17 protein-coding genes are annotated in these 20,079 nt (G+C 36.5%); 4 read left to right on the top strand and 13 right to left on the bottom strand.

All coding sequences use genetic code 11. The features are described from left to right. Nucleotides 1-20 precede the first annotated feature (20 nt). The 6 genes from IGL98_RS05785 to ilvD all read right to left on the bottom strand — a co-directional run bounded on the left by IGL98_RS05785 (nt 21) and on the right by ilvD (nt 8,892). Nucleotides 21-1,889, bottom strand: a complete 1,869-nt coding sequence (locus tag IGL98_RS05785) for an acyltransferase family protein (protein ID WP_206847086.1) — start codon at nt 1,887-1,889, stop codon at nt 21-23. Nucleotides 1,890-2,633: 744 nt separating this feature from the next. Further along, nucleotides 2,634-3,887: a threonine ammonia-lyase IlvA gene (gene ilvA, locus IGL98_RS05780; RefSeq protein ID WP_206847085.1), complete on the bottom strand. Its 1,254-nt coding sequence runs from the start codon at nt 3,885-3,887 to the stop codon at nt 2,634-2,636. Between the two features lie 71 nt (nt 3,888-3,958). Next, nucleotides 3,959-4,954, bottom strand: coding sequence for a ketol-acid reductoisomerase (ilvC, locus tag IGL98_RS05775; RefSeq protein WP_206847083.1), 996 nt, complete (start codon nt 4,952-4,954; stop codon nt 3,959-3,961). A gap of 54 nt (nt 4,955-5,008) precedes the next feature. Continuing rightward, nucleotides 5,009-5,491 carry an acetolactate synthase small subunit gene (ilvN, locus tag IGL98_RS05770; RefSeq protein WP_206847081.1) on the bottom strand — a complete coding sequence of 161 codons (483 nt, stop codon included), beginning with the start codon at nt 5,489-5,491 and terminating at the stop codon, nt 5,009-5,011. 1 nt (nt 5,492) lies between these two features. Continuing rightward, nucleotides 5,493-7,187 (bottom strand): biosynthetic-type acetolactate synthase large subunit, encoded by a 1,695-nt coding sequence (ilvB, locus tag IGL98_RS05765; protein ID WP_206911938.1) that lies wholly within the window; start codon nt 7,185-7,187, stop codon nt 5,493-5,495. 13 nt (nt 7,188-7,200) lie between these two features. Further along, entirely contained in the window at nt 7,201-8,892 is a 1,692-nt protein-coding gene (gene ilvD, locus IGL98_RS05760; protein ID WP_206911939.1) for a dihydroxy-acid dehydratase, read from the bottom strand. Nucleotides 8,893-9,441: 549 nt separating this feature from the next. Between ilvD and IGL98_RS05755 the strand changes: the two genes are divergently transcribed. After that, nucleotides 9,442-10,191 (top strand): hypothetical protein, encoded by a 750-nt coding sequence (locus IGL98_RS05755; protein ID WP_206911940.1) that lies wholly within the window; start codon nt 9,442-9,444, stop codon nt 10,189-10,191. A gap of 126 nt (nt 10,192-10,317) precedes the next feature. On the opposite strand, the gene IGL98_RS05750 is transcribed toward IGL98_RS05755, so the two are convergent. Then, a complete protein-coding gene (locus IGL98_RS05750; RefSeq protein WP_206847077.1) occupies nt 10,318-10,833 on the bottom strand; it encodes a hypothetical protein in 516 nt (171 codons plus the stop codon). Nucleotides 10,834-11,051: 218 nt separating this feature from the next. On the opposite strand from IGL98_RS05750, the gene IGL98_RS05745 reads away from it, so the two are divergent. The 3 genes from IGL98_RS05745 (at nt 11,052) to IGL98_RS05735 (ending at nt 12,927) form a co-directional block, all read left to right on the top strand. Continuing rightward, nucleotides 11,052-11,528, top strand: a complete 477-nt coding sequence (locus IGL98_RS05745) for a TM2 domain-containing protein (protein WP_206847076.1) — start codon at nt 11,052-11,054, stop codon at nt 11,526-11,528. A 173-nt stretch (nt 11,529-11,701) separates the two neighbouring features. Continuing rightward, complete coding sequence (gene clpP, locus IGL98_RS05740) at nt 11,702-12,298, top strand: ATP-dependent Clp endopeptidase proteolytic subunit ClpP (protein ID WP_010760682.1); 597 nt, start codon at nt 11,702-11,704, stop codon at nt 12,296-12,298. 107 nt (nt 12,299-12,405) lie between these two features. Next, entirely contained in the window at nt 12,406-12,927 is a 522-nt protein-coding gene (locus IGL98_RS05735) for a DsbA family protein (RefSeq protein WP_206847075.1), read from the top strand. Nucleotides 12,928-12,941: 14 nt separating this feature from the next. On the opposite strand, the gene IGL98_RS05730 is transcribed toward IGL98_RS05735, so the two are convergent. The 6 genes from IGL98_RS05730 to uvrA form a co-directional block, all read right to left on the bottom strand. Beyond that, entirely contained in the window at nt 12,942-13,142 is a 201-nt protein-coding gene (locus tag IGL98_RS05730) for a hypothetical protein (RefSeq protein ID WP_206847073.1), read from the bottom strand. 48 nt (nt 13,143-13,190) lie between these two features. Beyond that, nucleotides 13,191-14,126 (bottom strand): DNA-binding protein WhiA, encoded by a 936-nt coding sequence (gene whiA, locus IGL98_RS05725; RefSeq protein ID WP_206847071.1) that lies wholly within the window; start codon nt 14,124-14,126, stop codon nt 13,191-13,193. Between the two features lie 31 nt (nt 14,127-14,157). Beyond that, on the bottom strand, nt 14,158-15,156 hold the full coding sequence (locus IGL98_RS05720) for a gluconeogenesis factor YvcK family protein (protein WP_206847069.1): 999 nt from the start codon (nt 15,154-15,156) through the stop codon (nt 14,158-14,160). After that, the gene (rapZ, locus tag IGL98_RS05715; RefSeq protein ID WP_206911941.1) at nt 15,153-16,037 is read right to left on the bottom strand and encodes an RNase adapter RapZ; all 885 of its coding nucleotides are present in this window, start codon (nt 16,035-16,037) and stop codon (nt 15,153-15,155) included. The genes IGL98_RS05720 and rapZ overlap by 4 nt, the downstream gene beginning before the upstream one ends. Nucleotides 16,038-16,379: 342 nt before the next feature. Beyond that, nucleotides 16,380-16,586 carry a hypothetical protein gene (locus IGL98_RS05710; RefSeq protein ID WP_206847067.1) on the bottom strand — a complete coding sequence of 69 codons (207 nt, stop codon included), beginning with the start codon at nt 16,584-16,586 and terminating at the stop codon, nt 16,380-16,382. A gap of 442 nt (nt 16,587-17,028) precedes the next feature. After that, a complete protein-coding gene (gene uvrA / locus IGL98_RS05705; protein ID WP_206911942.1) occupies nt 17,029-19,845 on the bottom strand; it encodes an excinuclease ABC subunit UvrA in 2,817 nt (938 codons plus the stop codon). Nucleotides 19,846-20,079 lie beyond the last annotated feature (234 nt).

The raw sequence follows: 20,079 nt of genomic DNA, 5'->3' as shown, positions 1-20,079 counted from the left end.
CTTAATAATCTTTCACTTTATTATTTCATGATCTGTTTCGCAATAAAACTTGAATACTTCACTTGGCCATCCACATTTGGATGCACACGATCATCATAAAACCACTCTTCATGCTCATTACTGTAGCCATACCAGTCGATAATAACCAGATTTTTATATTTCTTTTTCATTGTTTCAAGCATAGCGTTGACTTCATTTTGCCATCTCCGTGTTGGAACGCGGACATTGATCCAATAAACTTTGCGTTTAGGACCGATTGCTGTCATGAACTCATCAAATTGAGCTTCAGTGAATGAACCATTCGTTCCAAGACCAACTAAAACATTCTCTTTCAATAGCTTTTCTTTATCCAATTTTTCAATGACTGGAGTACTAGTATAAAGCTGTCTGCCAACTTCGCCGTCCACAATCATTTTAGGAAAAATTTCCTGTAGACCTGAGGCAGCATCCAAAATAACTGAATCTCCAAAAGCTGTGATTTCCATCCCTTGTGCTTTCTTGATTTCTTCTGCTGTTAAATCAAAGTTCGCTTCTGATGCTGGACTTGATTGTTTTGTCGAATCTTTTGTTTTTCCTTCGTTTTTAGCTTTTTCCTCTGCTTTTCGCTGTTCTGCTTTCTTTTTGTTCGCTTCAATATTTTTTTGTAGCTGTTGTTGTTCAGCGGTGACTTCATTTGAAGGTGCAATAGCTAACGCGAAAAGAGCAAAACAGGATAAAACAAGACTGATCAACGCAGTCACTTTAGGTATTGTGACCCAAGGTTTGTGGAAAAAATCTTTGATAGCAAACCATGTATACTGATAATAAAACTTGCCTAATGGTTTTTCAATAAAACGATAAGACAGTTCACTGATTCCTAAAATCAATGCAATTTCAATTAACGAATGTAACAATACATGATCGCTTAGATTTTGAATTTTCGCTTCATAAAAAATCATGACCGGAAATTGATATAAATAAATTCCATAACTTCTTTTTCCAAACCATGTGAACACTGGATTGGTTAACCAGCGATTAAGATCAGCACCTGGATGTGCTGTGACTGCAACCAAAATCGTTGCAAAAATACTGACGATGAACATACCGCCATAATACACAAAAGCAAAATGGTCTGCCAAAAATAAAAACGATAGCAACAAAACAACTAATGATCCAATCCCTACACCATTTAGCAACGTCTTCGCTTTTATTGGGATTTCTTCTTTCAAACGGAAGCTAGGCCAAACAAAGGCCAAACCACTTCCCATAAGAATCGAAAATAGCCGTGTATCCGTTCCATAATAAACTCTAGTAGGATCAGCACCTGGAGTGTACAGAACGGCCATCAAAATACCTGAACCAACAGCGAGCGCCATAATCAAACCAAAAATTTTCCCACTGTGTTTGACATATTTTTTAAGAACAATAAATAACAAAGGCCAAATCAAATAATTCTGTGCTTCAACGGCAAGAGACCAAATATGAGTAAATGGTGACTGCGTTGTAAATCGGTCAAAATAAGAAAATCCTCTGAAAATCTGCCACCAGTTATTATAGTAGAGTACACTGCTGGCGACCACACTGCGTAGGTTATTCAATAAATCTCTTTGAAAAAGTACGATATAAGCTGATGCTGCAATCAACATAGTGATTAGACCGGGGTACAGCCGTTTCATCCGACGTATATAAAAACCTTTTACATCGATTGTTTCAGTCTGAAGCCATTCTTGCCTCAATAAATCCGTAATCAAATATCCAGAAACTGCAAAAAAAATAGGGACGCCTAAATAGCCCCCATGCATTATATTAGGGAACAAATGATACAGAATCACACCGACGACCGCGATTGTTCGAATCCCATCGAACCCGGTAATATAACGGCGATTTTCTAATCTTTTTTTATTATTCATTTATATTTTCCAACTTTACTATTATTCTTTTTTATAATTCGAGTAGTTTTTTAACAAAGGAAGCATGATTTTAAAATTGACAAATGATAGAAAAAATAAGTCGTGTTTGACCAAAAAAGGTGGTCGTTGAAGTGTTAAAAAATTTCTATCTGGCTCATGTTCTTTGACGGTCGTAGTTTTTCTGACCGATTTAATGTAGTAAGTTAAATATACGTTCTTTCTGAACAAATGGCAAGGACTCTCACTCTGTTTTTTTATTTTTTTAAGTAAATTTTAGACATTTTCAGGATATTTTTTATGGCTTTTTCTTAGTTTCTGTGAAACACTCTTTTGAAAGCTAAAAGACACTTTCCAAATAATAGAAAGTGTCTTTGTATTTAATAGAACTTAGAGATTTGCTTATGGTGCATTTTCCAACGTCCATACAAATTCAGTAGCATATACTTTAGCTTTTTATACATTACTTGGTGACATCGTTAAAATAATATCATTTCCTTCTTCAAATGAAACTATCGTCAAACCAGAATTGGCTGTTTTATTCCAAAAGATTTCTGTACTTGAATCATTTGTGATGGGTAACTCGAAAAATCATTATTCTCACCTTTGTGTTGAAAGACAATTCCATCTTCAATCATGTCTACATCACTTGTTTTTAATGGTGGTTTGAAATGACGCTCACTTTCTTCCTTTATACCATTTCAGCTGAACAAAAAAAATACCTTAAAGAATTGCTGTATGAAAAAATTATACAAGTAACGCATATAATGAAGGATTATCACTTAGATCAATATAATTAGGATCGAATGTAGTCATTTTTTCTAATAAGTTTGGTAACTCTTCTTTATTTTTCAATAGAATTCCTAACACAACAGGTCCTGTTCCGCGATTGACTTTTTTAGTATACTCAAAACGAGTGATATCATCATTAGGTCCTAAAATATCTGTTACAAATTCTCTTAGTGCACCAGGACGCTGAGGAAAATTGATCACAAAATAATGTTTTAGTCCTTCAAAGATCAATGAACGTTCCTCAATTTCTTCCATACGATTGATATCGTTATTCCCACCGCTAATAATGCAAACTACATTTTTTCCTTTTATGTCGTCTTTTACTAATTCTAAAGCAGAAACACTTAATGCCCCCGCTGGTTCTACAACGATTGCTTGTTTCGTATATAACTCTAAAATCGTTGAACAAACCTGGCCTTCGTCCACTGCCAATAGCTCGTCTACATGTTCAAGCGCATGCTCGTAAGTTAAATCTCCAACTTGTTTGACTGCCGCTCCATCTACAAATTTTTCAACAGTTTCAAGCATTACTGGTTTTCCTTGATCAAAAGCAGCGCGCATCGATTGAGCCCCAAGTGGCTCTATTCCAACGACTGCTGTGGTTGGACTCACACTCTTTGTATATGTCGAAATACCACTGACTAATCCACCACCTCCGATTGCGGCTAACATATAATCTACTTGAAATTCAGATTCTTTTGCTTCTTGAAATACTTCTACCGCTACCGTTCCTTGTCCAGCCATAATATTTAAATCATTAAAAGGATCAATAAATGCTTGATTATTGGCCTCGGCATATTCTTTAGCAGCTTTTGCAGAGGCATCAAAAGTATCACCAATCAATTTAACTGTTACTTCATCTCCACCGAAAAATTTCACTTGAGAAACTTTTTGTTGTGGTGTGGTTGTCGGCATAAAAATGGTTGCCAGTACTTTCATTTCATGACACGTATAGGCTACTCCTTGAGCGTGATTTCCTGCACTAGCGCAGACTACTCCATTTTTTAGCATGTCGTGAGGTGTTCGTTTGATTGCATAATATGCTCCTCTTAATTTGAATGAACGAACCTTTTGCAGATCTTCTCTTTTTAAATAAACATTGCATTGATACTTTTGTGATAGATACATATCGTACTGTAATGGTGTTTTCGTTACGACATTTTTTAGCGTATCATACGCTTCTTCGATATTTTCTTTTGTTAATTTCACCAAATTTTCCTCACCCTTTTTTATTATGTAAAAGGTTGAGAAAAATATTTTTCTCAACCTCATTTATTAGTTTAGTCTTCTCTTGATACGAAAGGCATCATTTTACGTAACTCTGCTCCAACTTTTTCAATTGGATGTCCAGCGTTATCTTTACGCATTTGATTGAAATCTTTAAATCCGTTTTTGTTATCGTCAATGAACCCTTTTGCAAATTTACCGTTTTGGATATCGGTAAGAACTTCTTTCATATTTGCTTTTGTTTCAGCCGTTACAACCCGAGGACCTGAAACATAATCACCATATTCAGCAGTATTTGAGATTGAGTTACGCATTTTCTCAAATCCTCCTTCATAAATAAGATCAACGATCAATTTCAATTCATGGCATACTTCAAAGTACGCTAATTCTGGTTGGTAGCCTGCTTCGGTCAATGTTTCAAAGCCTGCTTCGATCAAGCTTGTTAAACCACCACATAATACTGCTTGTTCACCGAATAGATCTGTTTCAGTTTCTTCTTTAAACGTTGTTTCTAACACCCCAACGCGCGTTGCACCGATTCCTTTTGCATATGATAGCGCAACATCACTCGCTTTGCCTGTTGCATCTTGATATACAGCAAATAATGCTGGTACCGCAAAACCTTCTGTAAAGGTACGACGTACAAGGTGTCCTGGTCCTTTAGGAGCAACTAAGAAAACATCCACATCCTTTGGTGGGTTGATTACATCAAAATGAATATTGAAGCCATGACCGAATGCTAGCGCATTGCCAGCTTCTAAATTTGGTGCAATTTCATTGTCATAAAGGTCTCCTTGAATTTCATCTGGAGCTAAAATTATGACTACATCTGCTTTTTTAGATGCTTCTTCAACGGATAATACATCGAAACCGTCATTACGGGCAGCTTCTGCTGATTTTCCTTCACGAATCCCGATGATTACTTGGTTGCCGTTGTCTCTTAGATTTTGTGCATGAGCGTGTCCTTGTGATCCATAGCCGATGATCGCAATTGTTTTACCTTCTAATTGATTGTTTTCTACTGAGTTATCGTAATATACTTTTGCCATTGTTAAACCCTCCAAATTTTTTATGCTTATAAGCGTATGCTTTAAGACCTGTTTTTAGTTGATGCCTCTGGTAAATCCCGTGACTCCTGTTCGAGCTAGTTGTTTGATTCCGTATGGTGCGACCACGTCAACAAAGGCGCTGATTTTTTCGCTTGTCCCTGTGACTTGAATCACGACTGAGCGTGTACCGACATCGATAACGTTCGCTCTAAATGGATCGATCACAGAAAATAATTCTGCTCGTACAGCAGCTGGTGCATTGACTTTGACTAATGCTAATTCTCTTTCTAAATGTGGTTCATCCGTTATATCGGAAACTTTGATTACATCGATTTGCTTGTTCAATTGCTTGGTGACTTGTTCACTTTCATTTAGATCGGCGACTTGAACAATGATCGTGATTCTCGAAACATTCTCTAATTCTGTCGGTCCGACTGAGATACTGTCAATATTTACTTGCCTACGTGTTAGAACACCACTGAAGCGATTCAAGACACCGGAATTATTATTGACTGTTGCGGTAATGATTCGTCTCATTTTAGTCCACCCCCAGCATTTGATAGTTTGCTTTGCCCGCTGGAACCATTGGTAAAACATGTTCCGTCGGTGAAACCATGACTTCAATCAACAATGGTCCTGTTTCTTTAAATGCTTCTGTCAACTCAGTCTCGATAGTTTCGGGATCCTCTATTCTAAGACCTTTGATATGATAGGCTTCTGCCATCTTCACAAAATCCGGTTGAGAAGTGAAAACTGATTCCGAACGGCGTTCATTGAAGAAGCTTTCCTGCCATTGACGTACCATTCCCAATGATTGGTTATTCAAAATCACAATTTTGATTGGAATATTGTATATATTTAAAATGGCTAATTCTTGATTTGTCATTTGGAAACCACCATCACCAACAAAAAGAACAACTTCTTTATCTGGACAACCTAATTTTGCCCCAATTGCAGCTGGTACACCGTACCCCATTGTGCCAAGTCCGCCACTTGTTATCAGTTGTTTTTCATTTTTAAATGGGTAAAACTGAGCAGCCCACATTTGGTGTTGACCTACATCAGTTGCCACAATTGCTTCCCCGTTTGTCAGCTCACCAATAAATTCAATGACTTTTTGGGGTTTGATTTCCGCTGTTTGTTCCTTATCATATTTGAATGGATGTAATTTTTTTCTTGAAAGGTTTAGTTTTTTCCAATCTGTACAGTCCGAGCATTCAATATCGTTTTTCGACATTTCCTTTAATGTTTCTTTGACATCTGCCACAATCGGGATTTGTGTATCAATGATTTTTCCAATTTCTGCTGGATCGATATCGACATGAGCAATCACCGCATTAGAAGCAAATTCTTTAGGGGCACTAGCCAAACGGTCATCAAAACGAGAACCTAGATTAATCAGCAGATCGCAATCGGTCAAGGCCATGTTTGCCGCAAAAGATCCATGCATTCCACCCATACCTAAAAATAATTCATTTTCTGTCGGGACAGCTCCTAGACCAAGTAAGGTACTTAGTGCTGGAACTTGATATTTATTGATGAATTCTACTAATTCTTTACCAGCATTTGCATGTAAAACGCCTGCACCAACCAATACCAATGGCTTTTTGGCAACTGCCAAGGCTTCCATTAGTTTTTTTACCTGAAGTTTATTAGGTTTCACTGTTGGCTGATAGCTTGGTAAATTTAATTTCACTTCGATATCTACAGCCGCTTCCATGATCGTCATATCTTTAGGTAAATCGATTACGACTGGTCCTTTTCTACCGGTTGTCGCAATATGAAAAGCTTCCTCGATGATTCGTGGTAATTCTTTAGTCTCCCGAACTTGGTAATTGTTTTTAGTAATCGGCATTGTCAGCCCAATGACATCTGCTTCTTGAAAAGCATCTTTACCAATACCCTCTGTAACGACTTGGCCCGTGAAAACAACCATTGGAATCGAATCACTCATCGCATCAGCAATACCAGTGATCGCATTTGTCGCACCTGGACCGCTAGTTACGATTACTACACCAGGTTTTCCAGTAGCTTTGGCATATCCTTCTGCAGCATGAACAGCTCCTTGTTCATGCCGCGTCAAAATATGAGGAATATCTCTGTCGTATAATGCATCGTATAGAGGGAGCACCGCTCCACCAGGATATCCAAAAATCATTTCTACATTTTGTTTCAGCAATGCTTCAATCAAAATTCTTGACCCATTTTTCATTTTTCTCTGTTGTTCAGCCATGAGCTTCCCTCCTTTAGTCTAGCAAATCTTCTGGAATCTGCATGATTCCTCCCGTATGAGCTGACGTTACCAAAGCCGTGTATCGAGCTAAGTATCCTGTTTTTACTTTTGCTTTGAATTTCGGTAATTGGTCATTTCTTTTCGCCAACTCTTCATCAGAAACATGTAATTCCAGTGTTCGATTTATCAAATCAATTTCAATTTCATCGCCATCTTCAACTAACGCAATCGGACCGCCTGCTGCAGCTTCTGGAGAAATATGCCCCACTGCTATTCCGCGGGTTGCTCCTGAAAAGCGACCATCGGTAATCAAAGCGACATCTTTTCCTAAACCACGCCCGACGATACTGGATGTTGGTGCCAACATTTCCGGCATGCCTGGTCCGCCTTTTGGCCCTTCGTAACGAATAACCACAACATGCCCTTTTTTAACAGTATGATCATCGATCGCTGCCACAGCTTCATCATGAGAACTGAAACAAATCGCTTTACCTACAAATTTTTTGATAGACGGATCTACTCCGCCAACTTTGATCACGCTGCCTTTTGGTGCAATGTTTCCATATAGGATCGATAAACCACCCACTGGGCTGTATGGATTTTCTTTTGGATGAATAACTTCTTCGTTTTTGATTACAGCATCCTGAACATTTTCACGAATTGTTTTTCCAGTAACTGTGATTCGGTCTGGATGGATTGCATTCCCTAAATCTACTAGCTCTTTCATAATCGCTGGAACACCTCCTGCTTCATGAACATCATGCATCGAGTAAGCAGATGACGGGGCAATTTTTGATAGATAGGGAACGCGTTCAGCAATCGCATTAACTTCTTCTAAGTTGTATTCGATCTCTGCTTCATTAGCAATCGCTAAGGTATGCAAAACTGTATTCGTTGAGCCGCCCATTGCCATATCTAACGCAAATGCATCATCGATGGCTTCTTTCGTAATAATGTCTCGTGGTTTGATTTGTTTTTTGACTAGATCCATCAAATGAAAAGCAGATTGTCTAACGAGTTCTCTACGTTCTTCTGATACAGCTAAAATCGTTCCATTTCCAGGTAATGCCATTCCTAAAACTTCCATCAAACAATTCATTGAGTTTGCTGTAAACATCCCAGCACATGACCCACAAGTTGGACAGGCATTTTGCTCCATAAAGTTAAATTCCTCTTCAGTCATTTTCCCCTCTTTAAAGGTCCCCACTGCTTCAAACATATTCGAAAGTGTCAGCGTATGTCCTGTTGGATCAATGCCTGCTTTCATTGGTCCACCTGAACAAAAAATCGCTGGTACATTCGTTCGAACACTTGCCATCAACATCCCTGGAGTGATTTTGTCACAGTTAGGAATATAGAATACGCCATCAAACCAATGGGCATTAATCACGGTTTCAGCAGCATCTGCAATGACTTCTCTGCTAGGTAATGAATAACGCATGCCAATATGTCCCATAGCGATGCCGTCATCTACACCAATCGTGTTAAATTCGAAAGGAATTCCTCCAGCTTCACGAATTGCTTCTTTGGCAACATCCGCTAACTCTCTTAAATGCACATGTCCTGGCACTATATCAATATAAGAATTACAAATGGCTATAAACGGTTTGTTCATATCTTTGGCATTTTTTACTTGCCCAGTTGCATAGAGCAAGCTTCTGGCGGGAGCCGCCTCGATTCCTTTTTTGATTTTATCACTACGCATTTTTCATCCACTCCAATTCAGTTATCTCCAGAAGAACTCATTTTTGATTCTTCGGATTCATTTTCTTATTTATTCTGCTCGCCTCTTTATAAAACTTTCTACAAAAAAAACATCCCATCGATTGAATGGGATGTCTTAGTAAGAACCCCATCTACCAAAGACAAACAGGACTCAAACATCTGCGAAATTTCTCAGCGTTCTAAGTCCTACACGATAAAATAATGACTAATACGTGGTTGTTGTTTGTCTTCTTCATGGCAATGGTCTCCTCTTTTAAAAAATCTATAAAAATTAAAATAGCATGTGATAAATAAAAGCTTTTGTTAACTATAAACCTAACAAATGAGAATGTCAATAAAATTTGATAAAAAAATTCAGAAAATTCTAATAACATTAGTCTATAGTTTCATACTTAATGTTTGATAATGAAAAAATCAAACAAAAAAATTTAACATTATATTGTTTGCCTTATGGATGTGTGATAAAGTATATTGACCGAAAACGATTTCATTTTCGGGCTATATATTAGAAAAGGAAGCTGAGTGACTAATGAAAAAGACGACAGCACTACTGATTTGTTTGATTGGGAGTTTATTTTTAGGAGGATGCACTAATTCGAAAACAACAAACGAGGCTAAAACGAATCCTGATGAAACACAAGCTACTTTTGAAAAAACAAATACGGAATTGAACAGTTTAGAAAAAAATATAAATGATAGCTACATTGACGATACAAAAGAATCAATAAAAAAAGATCTCTCTTTAAAGAAAATCACCGAATTTGAGCAACAGCTTAAAAATTTACCTCAAGATGACTTTTCTTCTATTGATGACAAAGAAAAGGTAACAGCTTACAACACCCGAAAAAAAGAGGTAACAGACTCAGTTTCCGCCCTAAAAGATAAATTTACAAATTTCTCTGCAAAAGATATCATTACTCGTTTTCAAACGGAGGGATTAGCCGTTCACTACGTACAAGAAATGAAAAAACCACAAGATTTTGGAGCAGCACCAACTTATGCTGAATCTGCCTATATCTTTGGTGTAGAGGAAGACCCTTTATATGCTAATAGTAATGACAACACTGATAAATACAAAAATGCCAGAGTGATGACCTTTGAAAAACTAGATGATTTAACGAAAACAAAAGATTATTATGATGAACTAGGTAAACAATCTGGCTTATTATATTCTCATACATCTGATAATGAGACACGCTTTTTCCTAATTCAAATGAATGGAGATATTCCGCAAGAAACATTTGACTTATATAAAAATAGTTTGGCTGAATGGAAATAGCCTAAAGCAAAAGAGGCCGAGACAAAAGTGCTCAGCTTATTTCCGAAGGAGCTGCTTTTTTCTCGCCCTTTATTTAAATTTAGAGCGTGAGACAAAACTGATTTTTAGTTTTGTCTCACGCTCTTTTTAGTTTCGTTGGAAATAATACAAAGGTTTGTGCGTTAAGCGTTTCATTTGTCTTTTTTTATCTTCAATAATAGAAAGTAACTCTTCTGAAAAACTTTCTAATATAACTCGACCGCCTTTATATGTGCTTCCACCCATTGAAATCACTTCATCAGGTGTTAAGATAACCTTTCTATGCGCAATTTTTTTAAAAAATTCTTCAATCAAATATGTAGGCAAATAGAAATTATTTTGTGCCGAAAATGATTCTAAATAGATAAAGTCATCGATACTGATATAACAATCATCCATCGATATGAAATTCACGGACTTGTCTACATAGATGTCTCTTTTTTGTAAAATCTCATTGATTTTTTTGTTCAAAAGATTCAGTGTCTCTATTTCTTTGACAAAATTTTCTAATTCTCGATAGCGTACTGCTTTGCGTTCGTCATAAGTTACGCGTAAAGCAACACCAATCGATACGATAACTGCACCAATCAAGACACCAGTCATACCTGCGATAAAAACAACCATTCGGATTCCCTCACTCTTCTCATTCTTGTTTTTTCAGTATAACATATTCTTTCACAAGGACAAAAAAATACGAAAAAAAAATATTTGTCTCACTTAATTTTTTCATTTTTTTCTGCAGTTTTTGATTATTTCCTTTATTGAAAGGTCTAGATTACTCATTCAATTGATGATATAATATAACAGAAGTAATATTATATATGAGAGTTGGGGAAGTTGATATGGGGAAAAAAGTGATTAAGTTAGATTTTGATGATGTCGTTATTGCCAATGAAGATGGAAGCACAACACGTGCATTGTACGAATGGTTTAATTTCAAACCAGAAATCGGTGATTTTGTTGATGTATTCGAAGATGGTGATGAATTAATCATCCATAAAACAGAAAAGGTTGCAAGTGCAACAGAAAATTTGCAAGACAAAATCAATATCAATATCGTTAATGAAAATAATAACACGCAATCAGTTGGTGGCTATGTACAGCATGGTAGAGTCGTTAATAAATGGGTTTACTTTATATTAGCATTTTTCTTAGGTTGGATAGGTGCTCATAAGTTCTACTCTGGTTTTACTGGAAAAGGAATCATGTACCTAGTGTTCAGCTGGACAACAATTCCTGGAATTATTGCGTTTTTCACATCAATTATTACGTTACTTAAGCCTGCAGATCAAAATGGAAATATTGTTGTAACTTCATAATAGTTGAAGATAAAGTCTTAGGATATCCTAAGGCTTTTTAATCCCTCTTTTTTTGCTTAAGTTAGTGCATTAAAGTTGACCTTTATTGACCAATAAAGTATACTTTTTTTAAGCATTAAGGTATGCTTTGTGATAAAATGATTTGAAGAGTTTTTATATAGGAGGAATATACTATGAATTTAATACCAACAGTCATTGAACAATCATCTCGTGGAGAAAGAGCATATGATATTTATTCACGATTATTAAAAGATAGAATCATCATGTTAAGTGGTCCGATCGATGATAATGTAGCGAACTCAGTCATTGCCCAATTACTATTTTTGGATGCGCAAGACTCTGAAAAAGACATCTATATCTATATCAACTCACCAGGAGGAAGTGTTTCAGCTGGATTAGCAATCTTCGACACCATGAATTTTGTTAAAGCCGACGTGCAAACAATCGTCCTTGGTATGGCAGCTTCTATGGGAAGTTTCTTATTAACTGCCGGTACAAAAGGCAAACGATTTGCATTGCCGAATGCCGAAATCATGATCCATCAACCTTTAGGTGGCGCACAGGGGCAAGCAACTGAGATCGAAATTGCAGCTAAACACATTCTTGATACGCGTGATCGCTTGAATAAAATTTTAGCAGAGCGTACTGGTCAACCACTTGAAGTCATTGAACGCGATACAGATCGTGATAACTTTATGACTGCTCAACAAGCAAAAGAATACGGTTTGATCGATGAAGTAATGGAGAATAGCAGCTCTTTAAGCAAATAATAAAGCTCATGCCCAAAATTTCTTTTGAAAATTTTGGGCATTTTTATTTAAACTAAATGCAAAAAGCGCTACACTAAAGATAGAAGAAATGAAAGGATGTTACTAAAATGGATATTTCAGTAATCGATGCAACAAAAGTTACAACAAAAAATGGTTTGGCTATTGGAAAGGACTCAGCTCCTGTAAAGATGGTTGAATTTATGAACGTTCGCTGCCCATATTGTAAAAAATGGTTTGAAGAATCTTTTGATTTATTAAATGAATATGTCAAAGAAGGTAAAGTTCAACGAATCATCAAACTTTTAGATAAAGAAAAAGAAAGTTTGCAACGTGGTAATGTGATGCATCACCATATCAATTATGATTTACCTGAAAAAGGCTTGACTGATTTAAAACAAATGTACGATACACAAGATCAATGGGGGAATCTTTCTTTAGAAGATGTGGCAGTATTTGCTGAAGATAATTTGCAACTACCTGAAAAAGAAGCACCTGCCATCGTTCAATCTGTCATCGAGGAAGCTGCGGCCGCAAATATCAAATTTGTGCCAACGATCGTGATTGGTGATCATATTTTTGATGAATCTATTACTAAAGACGAATTGATCAGCTATATAGAAGGCAAATAGAAAATAAGACAAAGCTAATTAGGCTTTGTCTTATTTTTTTTAGCTATACGATCAGAACTCATTTTCTTTTCTAATGAAGAATCTTCAATTTCTTTTTCAGCATCTTCACCAAAACTTAAAATTTTATCCACATCTTCTTTTCCAAGAAAAGTCCCTAGACCTTCTCCAAGTTGTTTGATTTGTCTCATAATAAAATCTTTATCTTCTACACCCATCATTTCCACCCAACTCTCTGCTATTGCCTCATAGCAATCCATAAGAAGTTATGCACTTTTTTCTCTTAGTTTATCAGCAAATTCATTGATTTTACGAATCCGATGATTGATTCCTGATTTTGAAATGGCCCCTGATGGAATCATCTCACCCAATTCTTTTAAGCTCACTTCTGGATATTCCAAACGTAATTCAGCAATTTCCTGTAATTTTCCCGGCAAAGCGGTCAAACCTACCACACTTTCGATATACTGAATATTTTCGATTTGTTTTGACGCGGCATCAATCGTTTTATTAAGATTCGCCGTTTCACAATTGACCAAACGATTCACTGAATTACGCATATCACGAACGATCCGGACATCTTCAAATTTCAACATCGAATTTGTCGCACCAATCAATGTTAGAAAATCAGCGATTCGTTCCGCCCCTTTTAGGTAAGAAATGTAACCATTTCGACGTTCCAATGTCCGTGCATTTAAATCATAATAGTTCAGCATCTGGCAAATATCATCATTATGCTCTTCATAAATCGAAAATATTTCCAAATGATAGCGACTTGTTTCTGGGTTATTAACTGATCCTGAGGCCATAAAAGCACCTCTTAAATAAGATCTCATTTTTTGTGCATTCCCCATAATTTCATCTGACACATGAGTGTTGAACATCATTCCATCCAAAATATCTAAATCAGCCAGCACATTTTTCGTATCTTGTTTTAATCGTACGATATAAACGTTATTCTTTTTTAACTTCATTTTTTTTCGGACTAATAATTCTGAGCGAACATCATAATGGTCTTTTAAAAGAGAATAGATTCGTCTGGCGATCGCTGCATTCTCCGTTTGAACATTCAATACAAATTGCTGATTCACAATACTTAATGAGCCATTCATCCGAATCAACGCGGCTAATTCTGCTCGAGCATGTTCTCGATGAACCTCTAAAGCTGTCAGCTCTTTTTTAACATCTGCTGCAAAAGACAATCTCCACGCCTCCTCTCTTATTTGTTACTATTTAATATCTTGCGCCGAATACAATGCGGAATAGTTCATCCACAACTTTGTCGCCATCATGAAAAACACCGCCATCACGCAATTTTAAAAAGTCAGTAGAAATCACACGACAGCCTTCATCTCTCAATTTTTGGAAATCGTGTTCTACTTGAACTAAATACTCATCATAAACTTCTGGATCCATATAACCATCAGGTACATTTTCTGTATTGACTAAAACCGTGTCAACAAACTTACTTTTAAGATGTTGATGCAATACACAAACATGGTCAGCATCAGTAAAATGTTCTGTTTCACCTTTTTGAGTCATGATATTACAAATGTATACCACTTCAGCCTCAGCATTGATGATCGCTTCTCCGATTTCTTTGATCACCAAATTGGGTAGAATACTTGTAAACATACTACCAGGTCCTAAAACAATCATATCTGCTTCTTCAATTGCTTTCACTACTTTTCTAGCAGCTTTTGGCTGTTCATCATCATTTGTGTTCGTCACAAAAACATGATCGATCGTTTTTCGGTCAACAGCAATATTAGATTCACCGACTGCAATAGAGCCATCTTTAAAGACAGCATGTAACGTCAAAGGTCTTTCTGAAGAAGGATAAATATGTCCATCCACATGCATCATTTTTGAAAGTAGCTGAATGGCCTCATATGTACTACCACGCATTTCTGAAACAGCCGCAATGATCAAATTTCCAATTGCATGATTGGCAAAATAGTTATCTGATTTATCAAAACGATACTGAAAAATATCTTCATACAACTGAGGCATATCAGATAAGGCAACTAACACATTGCGTAAATCTCCAGGTGGCGTCATATTCATAGACTCTCGAATCTCACCGCTACTTCCTCCGTCATCTGCAACAGTCACCACAGCTGTGATATCCGCGCTTTGATTGCGCAAACTTTTTAAAATAACTGGTAATCCTGTTCCGCCACCAACAACGACGATTTTGGGTTTTCTAATACGGTACGTTTTCATTTTCATGAGCGGTTCACCGTCTCTTTGCGCTTCCCTTTATCACGATGTGTAATGTTAACATGATAGTCTTGCTCAAGCTCTTTACCCACACGTTCTGTCAATGCGACCGAACGATGCTGTCCGCCAGTACAACCTATGGCAATCGTAATACTTGATTTGCCTTCTTTTTCATAACCTGGCATCACATTTTTCAACAAATCAATAAATTGAGTATAAAAACTTTCCGTCTCTGGAAAACTCATTACGTAATCATAAACAGATGGATCTTGTCCTGTCAGTGGTCTTAATTCTGGTATATAGTGCGGATTTGGTAAGAAACGAACATCCATGACAATGTCCGCATCAATCGGCAAGCCATATTTAAACCCAAATGAAACAAGTTCAACACGAAACTCATGGGTATCTCTAGATTTAAATTCTTCATTGATTCTTTCTCGTAATTGTCTAGGTGATAAATCAGTCGTATCAATAACAACTTGAGCGTCACCTCTGATTTCTTCTAGAATCGCCCGCTCTTTTCTGATTCCTTCTGTAATTAGACCATCCATTGCTAATGGATGGGCACGACGCGTTTCTTTATAACGAGAAACAAGTTCTTCATCAGTCGCATCCAAAAACATGATCGTTGTATCAATCAAATTCGTATTTTCAAGTTCCACCAACATATCTTGAATTTCTCTAAAGAAATTGCGTGAACGTAAATCAATCACTAATGCGATTTTCGTTACTTTTCCAGATTCTTTGATCAACTCCCAGAACTTAGGAATCAAACTCGGGGGCATATTATCAATACAAAAATACCCCATATCTTCAAAACTTTGAATGGCTACAGTCTTTCCTGCTCCGCTCATTCCAGTGATTATAACTAATTGTAAATTATCAGCCATTTTTTAGCGCTCCTTCGGAAACATTTTATTAATTATAGCATCCCGGGCGTATCAAAGAAAGCTTTTCAATCAAATTTCATGCCCATTCAGACTTTCTTAGGAATTTAAGCTTTTATATAAGATACTTATCACTAATATCGAATCGGATTGAAGTAGAATAAAAAATATTTTTCAAATAAACTAAGCTAATAACTATGAAATATATTTGTTAAAAACAAAAAACTAGAATAAACAATTAATTGTTTATTCTAGTCTTTTATTTTTATCTATTTTTTATTGACAGTGTTTATCGTTATTTATTATGAGTTGTACAACTTCTATTCACTAACCCAAATCTAAAGACTAAGCATCTTCAATCACATTAAAATAATCTAAATTCAAAATAGGATCGTCACAACCGATCACTGGACGATCTGTAGGGTGGCATTTAACAACTCTGACCTGTACATCTTCTTCTTTTTTGGAGATAGCCTCTCCTACAAAAAACCAAGAAAAATTTGATCCATGACAAACATAATGTGCACCAATCTTTACTTCTTTCTTTTCCAAGAAAAAATCACCCTTCCATACTCTTTTAATAACTATAGAATATCATGTTTTTTCCAAAAATATCATTCAACTTACGTATAGATACTTTCTTTTTTTGACTATTTTTAAATTAAAGTGATTAAAAACATATGTTTTCATTTATTTTATTATTTTTCTCTAATTTCAATTTATTAAATAGTTCCCTTTTATTTTCCCAAATGAAATAATTGGACTTTAAAATAAAAAAAAGACAGCCCTTCAACAATGAAGGCTGTACTTTTCTTTTTTGAACGGATTATTTATAGAAGGAAAGATATATACCAATTAGGTTGAACAATATATCTATCTGACTGTGATTTTACTTCAAGAATTCAAATAAATCAATAGCAATAGATAATTTTCATTCAATCTTCATACTTTCTTTAAAAACAATGATAATACTTTCAAAATGGAGTATACCAATTTATAAAACTCGTTTTAGATATTTTCCAGTATAACTAGCTTTGACTTTCGCAATTTCTTCCGGTGTTCCTGTTGCAACGATCGTTCCGCCGCCATCTCCACCTTCTGGTCCTAAATCAATTACATGGTCAGCTGATTTGATTACATCTAGATTATGTTCAATAACGAGTACCGTATTCCCAGCTTCAACAAGTCTTTCTAATACAACGAGTAAGCGGGCAATATCATCTGTATGCAAACCAGTTGTCGGCTCATCTAAGATATAGAAATTTTTACCATTTGAATTTTTATGAAGTTCACTTGCCAATTTCATCCGCTGAGCTTCCCCACCTGATAAAGTAGTAGCAGGTTGACCTAATGTTACATAGCCTAATCCCACATCAACGATGGTTTGCAATTTACGATGGATTTTAGGAATGTGTTTAAAGAACGCTACAGCATCTTCGACTGTTAAATCTAAGATATCAGAAATGTTCTTTCCTTTATAATGAACTTCTAGCGTTTCGGAATTATAGCGTTTGCCATGACAAACTTCACACGGAACATAAACATCTGGTAAAAAATGCATTTCGATTTTAATAATTCCATCCCCACGACACGCTTCACAACGACCGCCTTTAACATTAAAACTAAACCGACCTTTTTTGTATCCACGGACTTTTGCTTCGTTGGTTTTCGCAAATAAATCACGAATATCATCAAAAACACTTGTATATGTTGCCGGGTTGCTTCGCGGTGTACGACCAATTGGACTTTGATCGATATCGATGATTTTTTCTATATTTTCATAACCAGTAATATTTTTGTGTTTGCCAGGTTTATTTGAATTACGGTTGATTTTTTGTGCCAAAGCTTTTTTCAAAATTTGATTCACTAAGGTACTTTTGCCTGATCCAGAAACTCCACTCACTGCGACAAACTCTCCTAATGGAAATTCAACCGTGACATTTTTTAAGTTATTCTCAGTTGCACCTGTCACTTTGATTTTCTTACCATTACCTTTACGACGTTCTTTAGGCACAGGGATCACTTTTTTACCAGAAAGATATTGTCCAGTTAATGAGTTAGGGTTTTTAGCTACTTCATCTGGTGTTCCTGCAGCAACGATTTCCCCACCTAAATGTCCAGCACCTGGTCCAACATCGATCAAATAATCAGATGCTCGCATTGTATCTTCATCATGTTCAACAACGATCAGTGTATTTCCCAAGTCACGCATTTTCTTAAGTGACTCGATCAAACGGTCATTATCGCGCTGATGCAGTCCGATCGACGGTTCATCTAGGATATATAATACACCAGATAAGTTCGACCCAATCTGTGTTGCCAAACGAATTCGCTGAGCTTCTCCGCCTGATAAGGTTCCAGCCGCTCGGCTAAGTGTCAAATAATCCAGTCCGACATTTTTTAAAAAGTTCAAACGATCTTCTACTTCTTTCAATATTGGTTTAGCAATCATTTGTTCTTGTTCAGACAATTTAACTGTTTCAAAAAATTGAACCGCATTTTTGATAGCCAGCTCACTAACTTGACCAATATTTGTATTATCGATTTTGACTGATAGAGCTTGAGGATTCAAACGATATCCTTTACAGGTCTGACAGGTTAATTCTGTCATGTATAAACGCATTTGATCACGGGTAAAGTCACTATTTGTTTCATGGTAACGACGTTTGATGTTCGTTAAAACTCCTTCAAACGGTACTTCTACATCACGAACTCCGCCAAAATCATTTTCATAATGGAAGTGGAAAGGTTCACCATTAGATCCGTTTAAAATAATATCTTGATGCTCTTCAGGCAGCTCATCAAAAGGAGTGTCCATGTCGATATTAAAACTATCAGCCGCTTGTTCCAACATTTGCGGATAGTATTGTGAGCTGATTGGATTCCACGGTGCGATTGCTCCTTCACGCAATGTTTTGGTTGAATCAGGAATCACTAGATCACGATCGACTTCTAATTTTATTCCTAATCCATCACAATCAGGACAAGCTCCAAATGGTGCATTGAAAGAAAATAATCTTGGCTCTAATTCGCCCACTGTAAATCCACAGTAAGGACAAGCATAATGTTCACTGAAAAGCATTTCTTCTCCGTCGATCATATCTACTAATGCATAGCCGTCAGCAAGTCTTAATGCCGCTTCAAATGAATCAAATAAACGAGAACGAATTCCCTCTTTTACTACAATTCGGTCAATGACGATCGCAATATCATGTTTTTTATTTTTTTCAAGTTCAGGTGCTTCTGTTACATCATACGTTTCTCCGTCCACACGCATTCGAACATACCCTTCACGTTGGATCATTTCAAAAACTTTTTTATGTTGACCTTTCTTCTTAACAATTACTGGCGCCAATACTTGAAGCTTCGTCTTTTCTGGTAATTCTAAGACTTTATCTACCATTTGTTCCACAGATTGACTGCTGATTTCAGTCCCGTCATTAGGACAAATCGGATGCCCCACACGAGCGAATAACAGTCTTAAATAATCATTGATTTCTGTTACTGTTCCAACTGTTGATCGTGGATTTTTACTTGTTGTTTTTTGATCAATAGAGATCGCTGGACTAAGCCCATCGATACTATCAACATCCGGTTTATCCATTTGGCCTAAGAATTGTCTAGCATAGGCTGAAAGACTTTCTACATAACGACGCTGACCTTCCGCATATAATGTATCAAAGGCCAAGGAACTTTTTCCAGAACCAGATAACCCAGTGACAACAACCATTTTGTCACGAGGAATCGTAACATCTATATTTTTCAAATTATGTGCACGTGCGCCATGAATGACGATTTTATCATTTGCCATTACTTCTCTCCTTTTGATTATTGGTCCGATGTCCCTTACTTCTATGCGAATTAATTCGCAAGAGTAACGGCTCTCCTTTGCTGTGAAATACAGCGAGTATTCTTATGAGCTGATGTTGAACAGTACAAGGTGACCGTAGGGAACGTTGATCCTTGATTTTGTTGGTCCGATTTTCAATTCTAAGTGTTTTAGCACTTAGATATTGTTGAGATCGGAACGTAGTGTATAGTATCC

The organism is Enterococcus sp. DIV0840 (assembly GCF_050527835.1).
In the GTDB taxonomy this organism is placed as follows: Bacteria; Bacillota; Bacilli; order Lactobacillales; family Enterococcaceae; genus Enterococcus_L; species Enterococcus_L ureasiticus.
This window is presented reverse-complemented; position numbering and strand designations above follow the sequence as displayed.

What these genes read in the sequence shown, in the direction of transcription:
- IGL98_RS05785 (WP_206847086.1), bottom strand. Translation starts at nt 1,889, where the DNA reads ATGAATAATAAAAAAAGATTAGAAAATCGCCGTTATATTACCGGGTTC.
- ilvC (WP_206847083.1), bottom strand. Translation starts at nt 4,954, where the DNA reads ATGGCAAAAGTATATTACGATAACTCAGTAGAAAACAATCAATTAGAA.
- ilvN (WP_206847081.1), bottom strand. Translation starts at nt 5,491, where the DNA reads ATGAGACGAATCATTACCGCAACAGTCAATAATAATTCCGGTGTCTTG.
- ilvB (WP_206911938.1), bottom strand. Translation starts at nt 7,187, where the DNA reads ATGGCTGAACAACAGAGAAAAATGAAAAATGGGTCAAGAATTTTGATT.
- ilvD (WP_206911939.1), bottom strand. Translation starts at nt 8,892, where the DNA reads ATGCGTAGTGATAAAATCAAAAAAGGAATCGAGGCGGCTCCCGCCAGA.
- IGL98_RS05755 (WP_206911940.1), top strand. Translation starts at nt 9,442, where the DNA reads ATGAAAAAGACGACAGCACTACTGATTTGTTTGATTGGGAGTTTATTT.
- IGL98_RS05750 (WP_206847077.1), bottom strand. Translation starts at nt 10,833, where the DNA reads ATGGTTGTTTTTATCGCAGGTATGACTGGTGTCTTGATTGGTGCAGTT.
- IGL98_RS05745 (WP_206847076.1), top strand. Translation starts at nt 11,052, where the DNA reads ATGGGGAAAAAAGTGATTAAGTTAGATTTTGATGATGTCGTTATTGCC.
- clpP (WP_010760682.1), top strand. Translation starts at nt 11,702, where the DNA reads ATGAATTTAATACCAACAGTCATTGAACAATCATCTCGTGGAGAAAGA.
- IGL98_RS05735 (WP_206847075.1), top strand. Translation starts at nt 12,406, where the DNA reads ATGGATATTTCAGTAATCGATGCAACAAAAGTTACAACAAAAAATGGT.
- IGL98_RS05730 (WP_206847073.1), bottom strand. Translation starts at nt 13,142, where the DNA reads ATGGGTGTAGAAGATAAAGATTTTATTATGAGACAAATCAAACAACTT.
- IGL98_RS05720 (WP_206847069.1), bottom strand. Translation starts at nt 15,156, where the DNA reads ATGAAAATGAAAACGTACCGTATTAGAAAACCCAAAATCGTCGTTGTT.
- rapZ (WP_206911941.1), bottom strand. Translation starts at nt 16,037, where the DNA reads ATGGCTGATAATTTACAATTAGTTATAATCACTGGAATGAGCGGAGCA.
- uvrA (WP_206911942.1), bottom strand. Translation starts at nt 19,845, where the DNA reads ATGGCAAATGATAAAATCGTCATTCATGGCGCACGTGCACATAATTTG.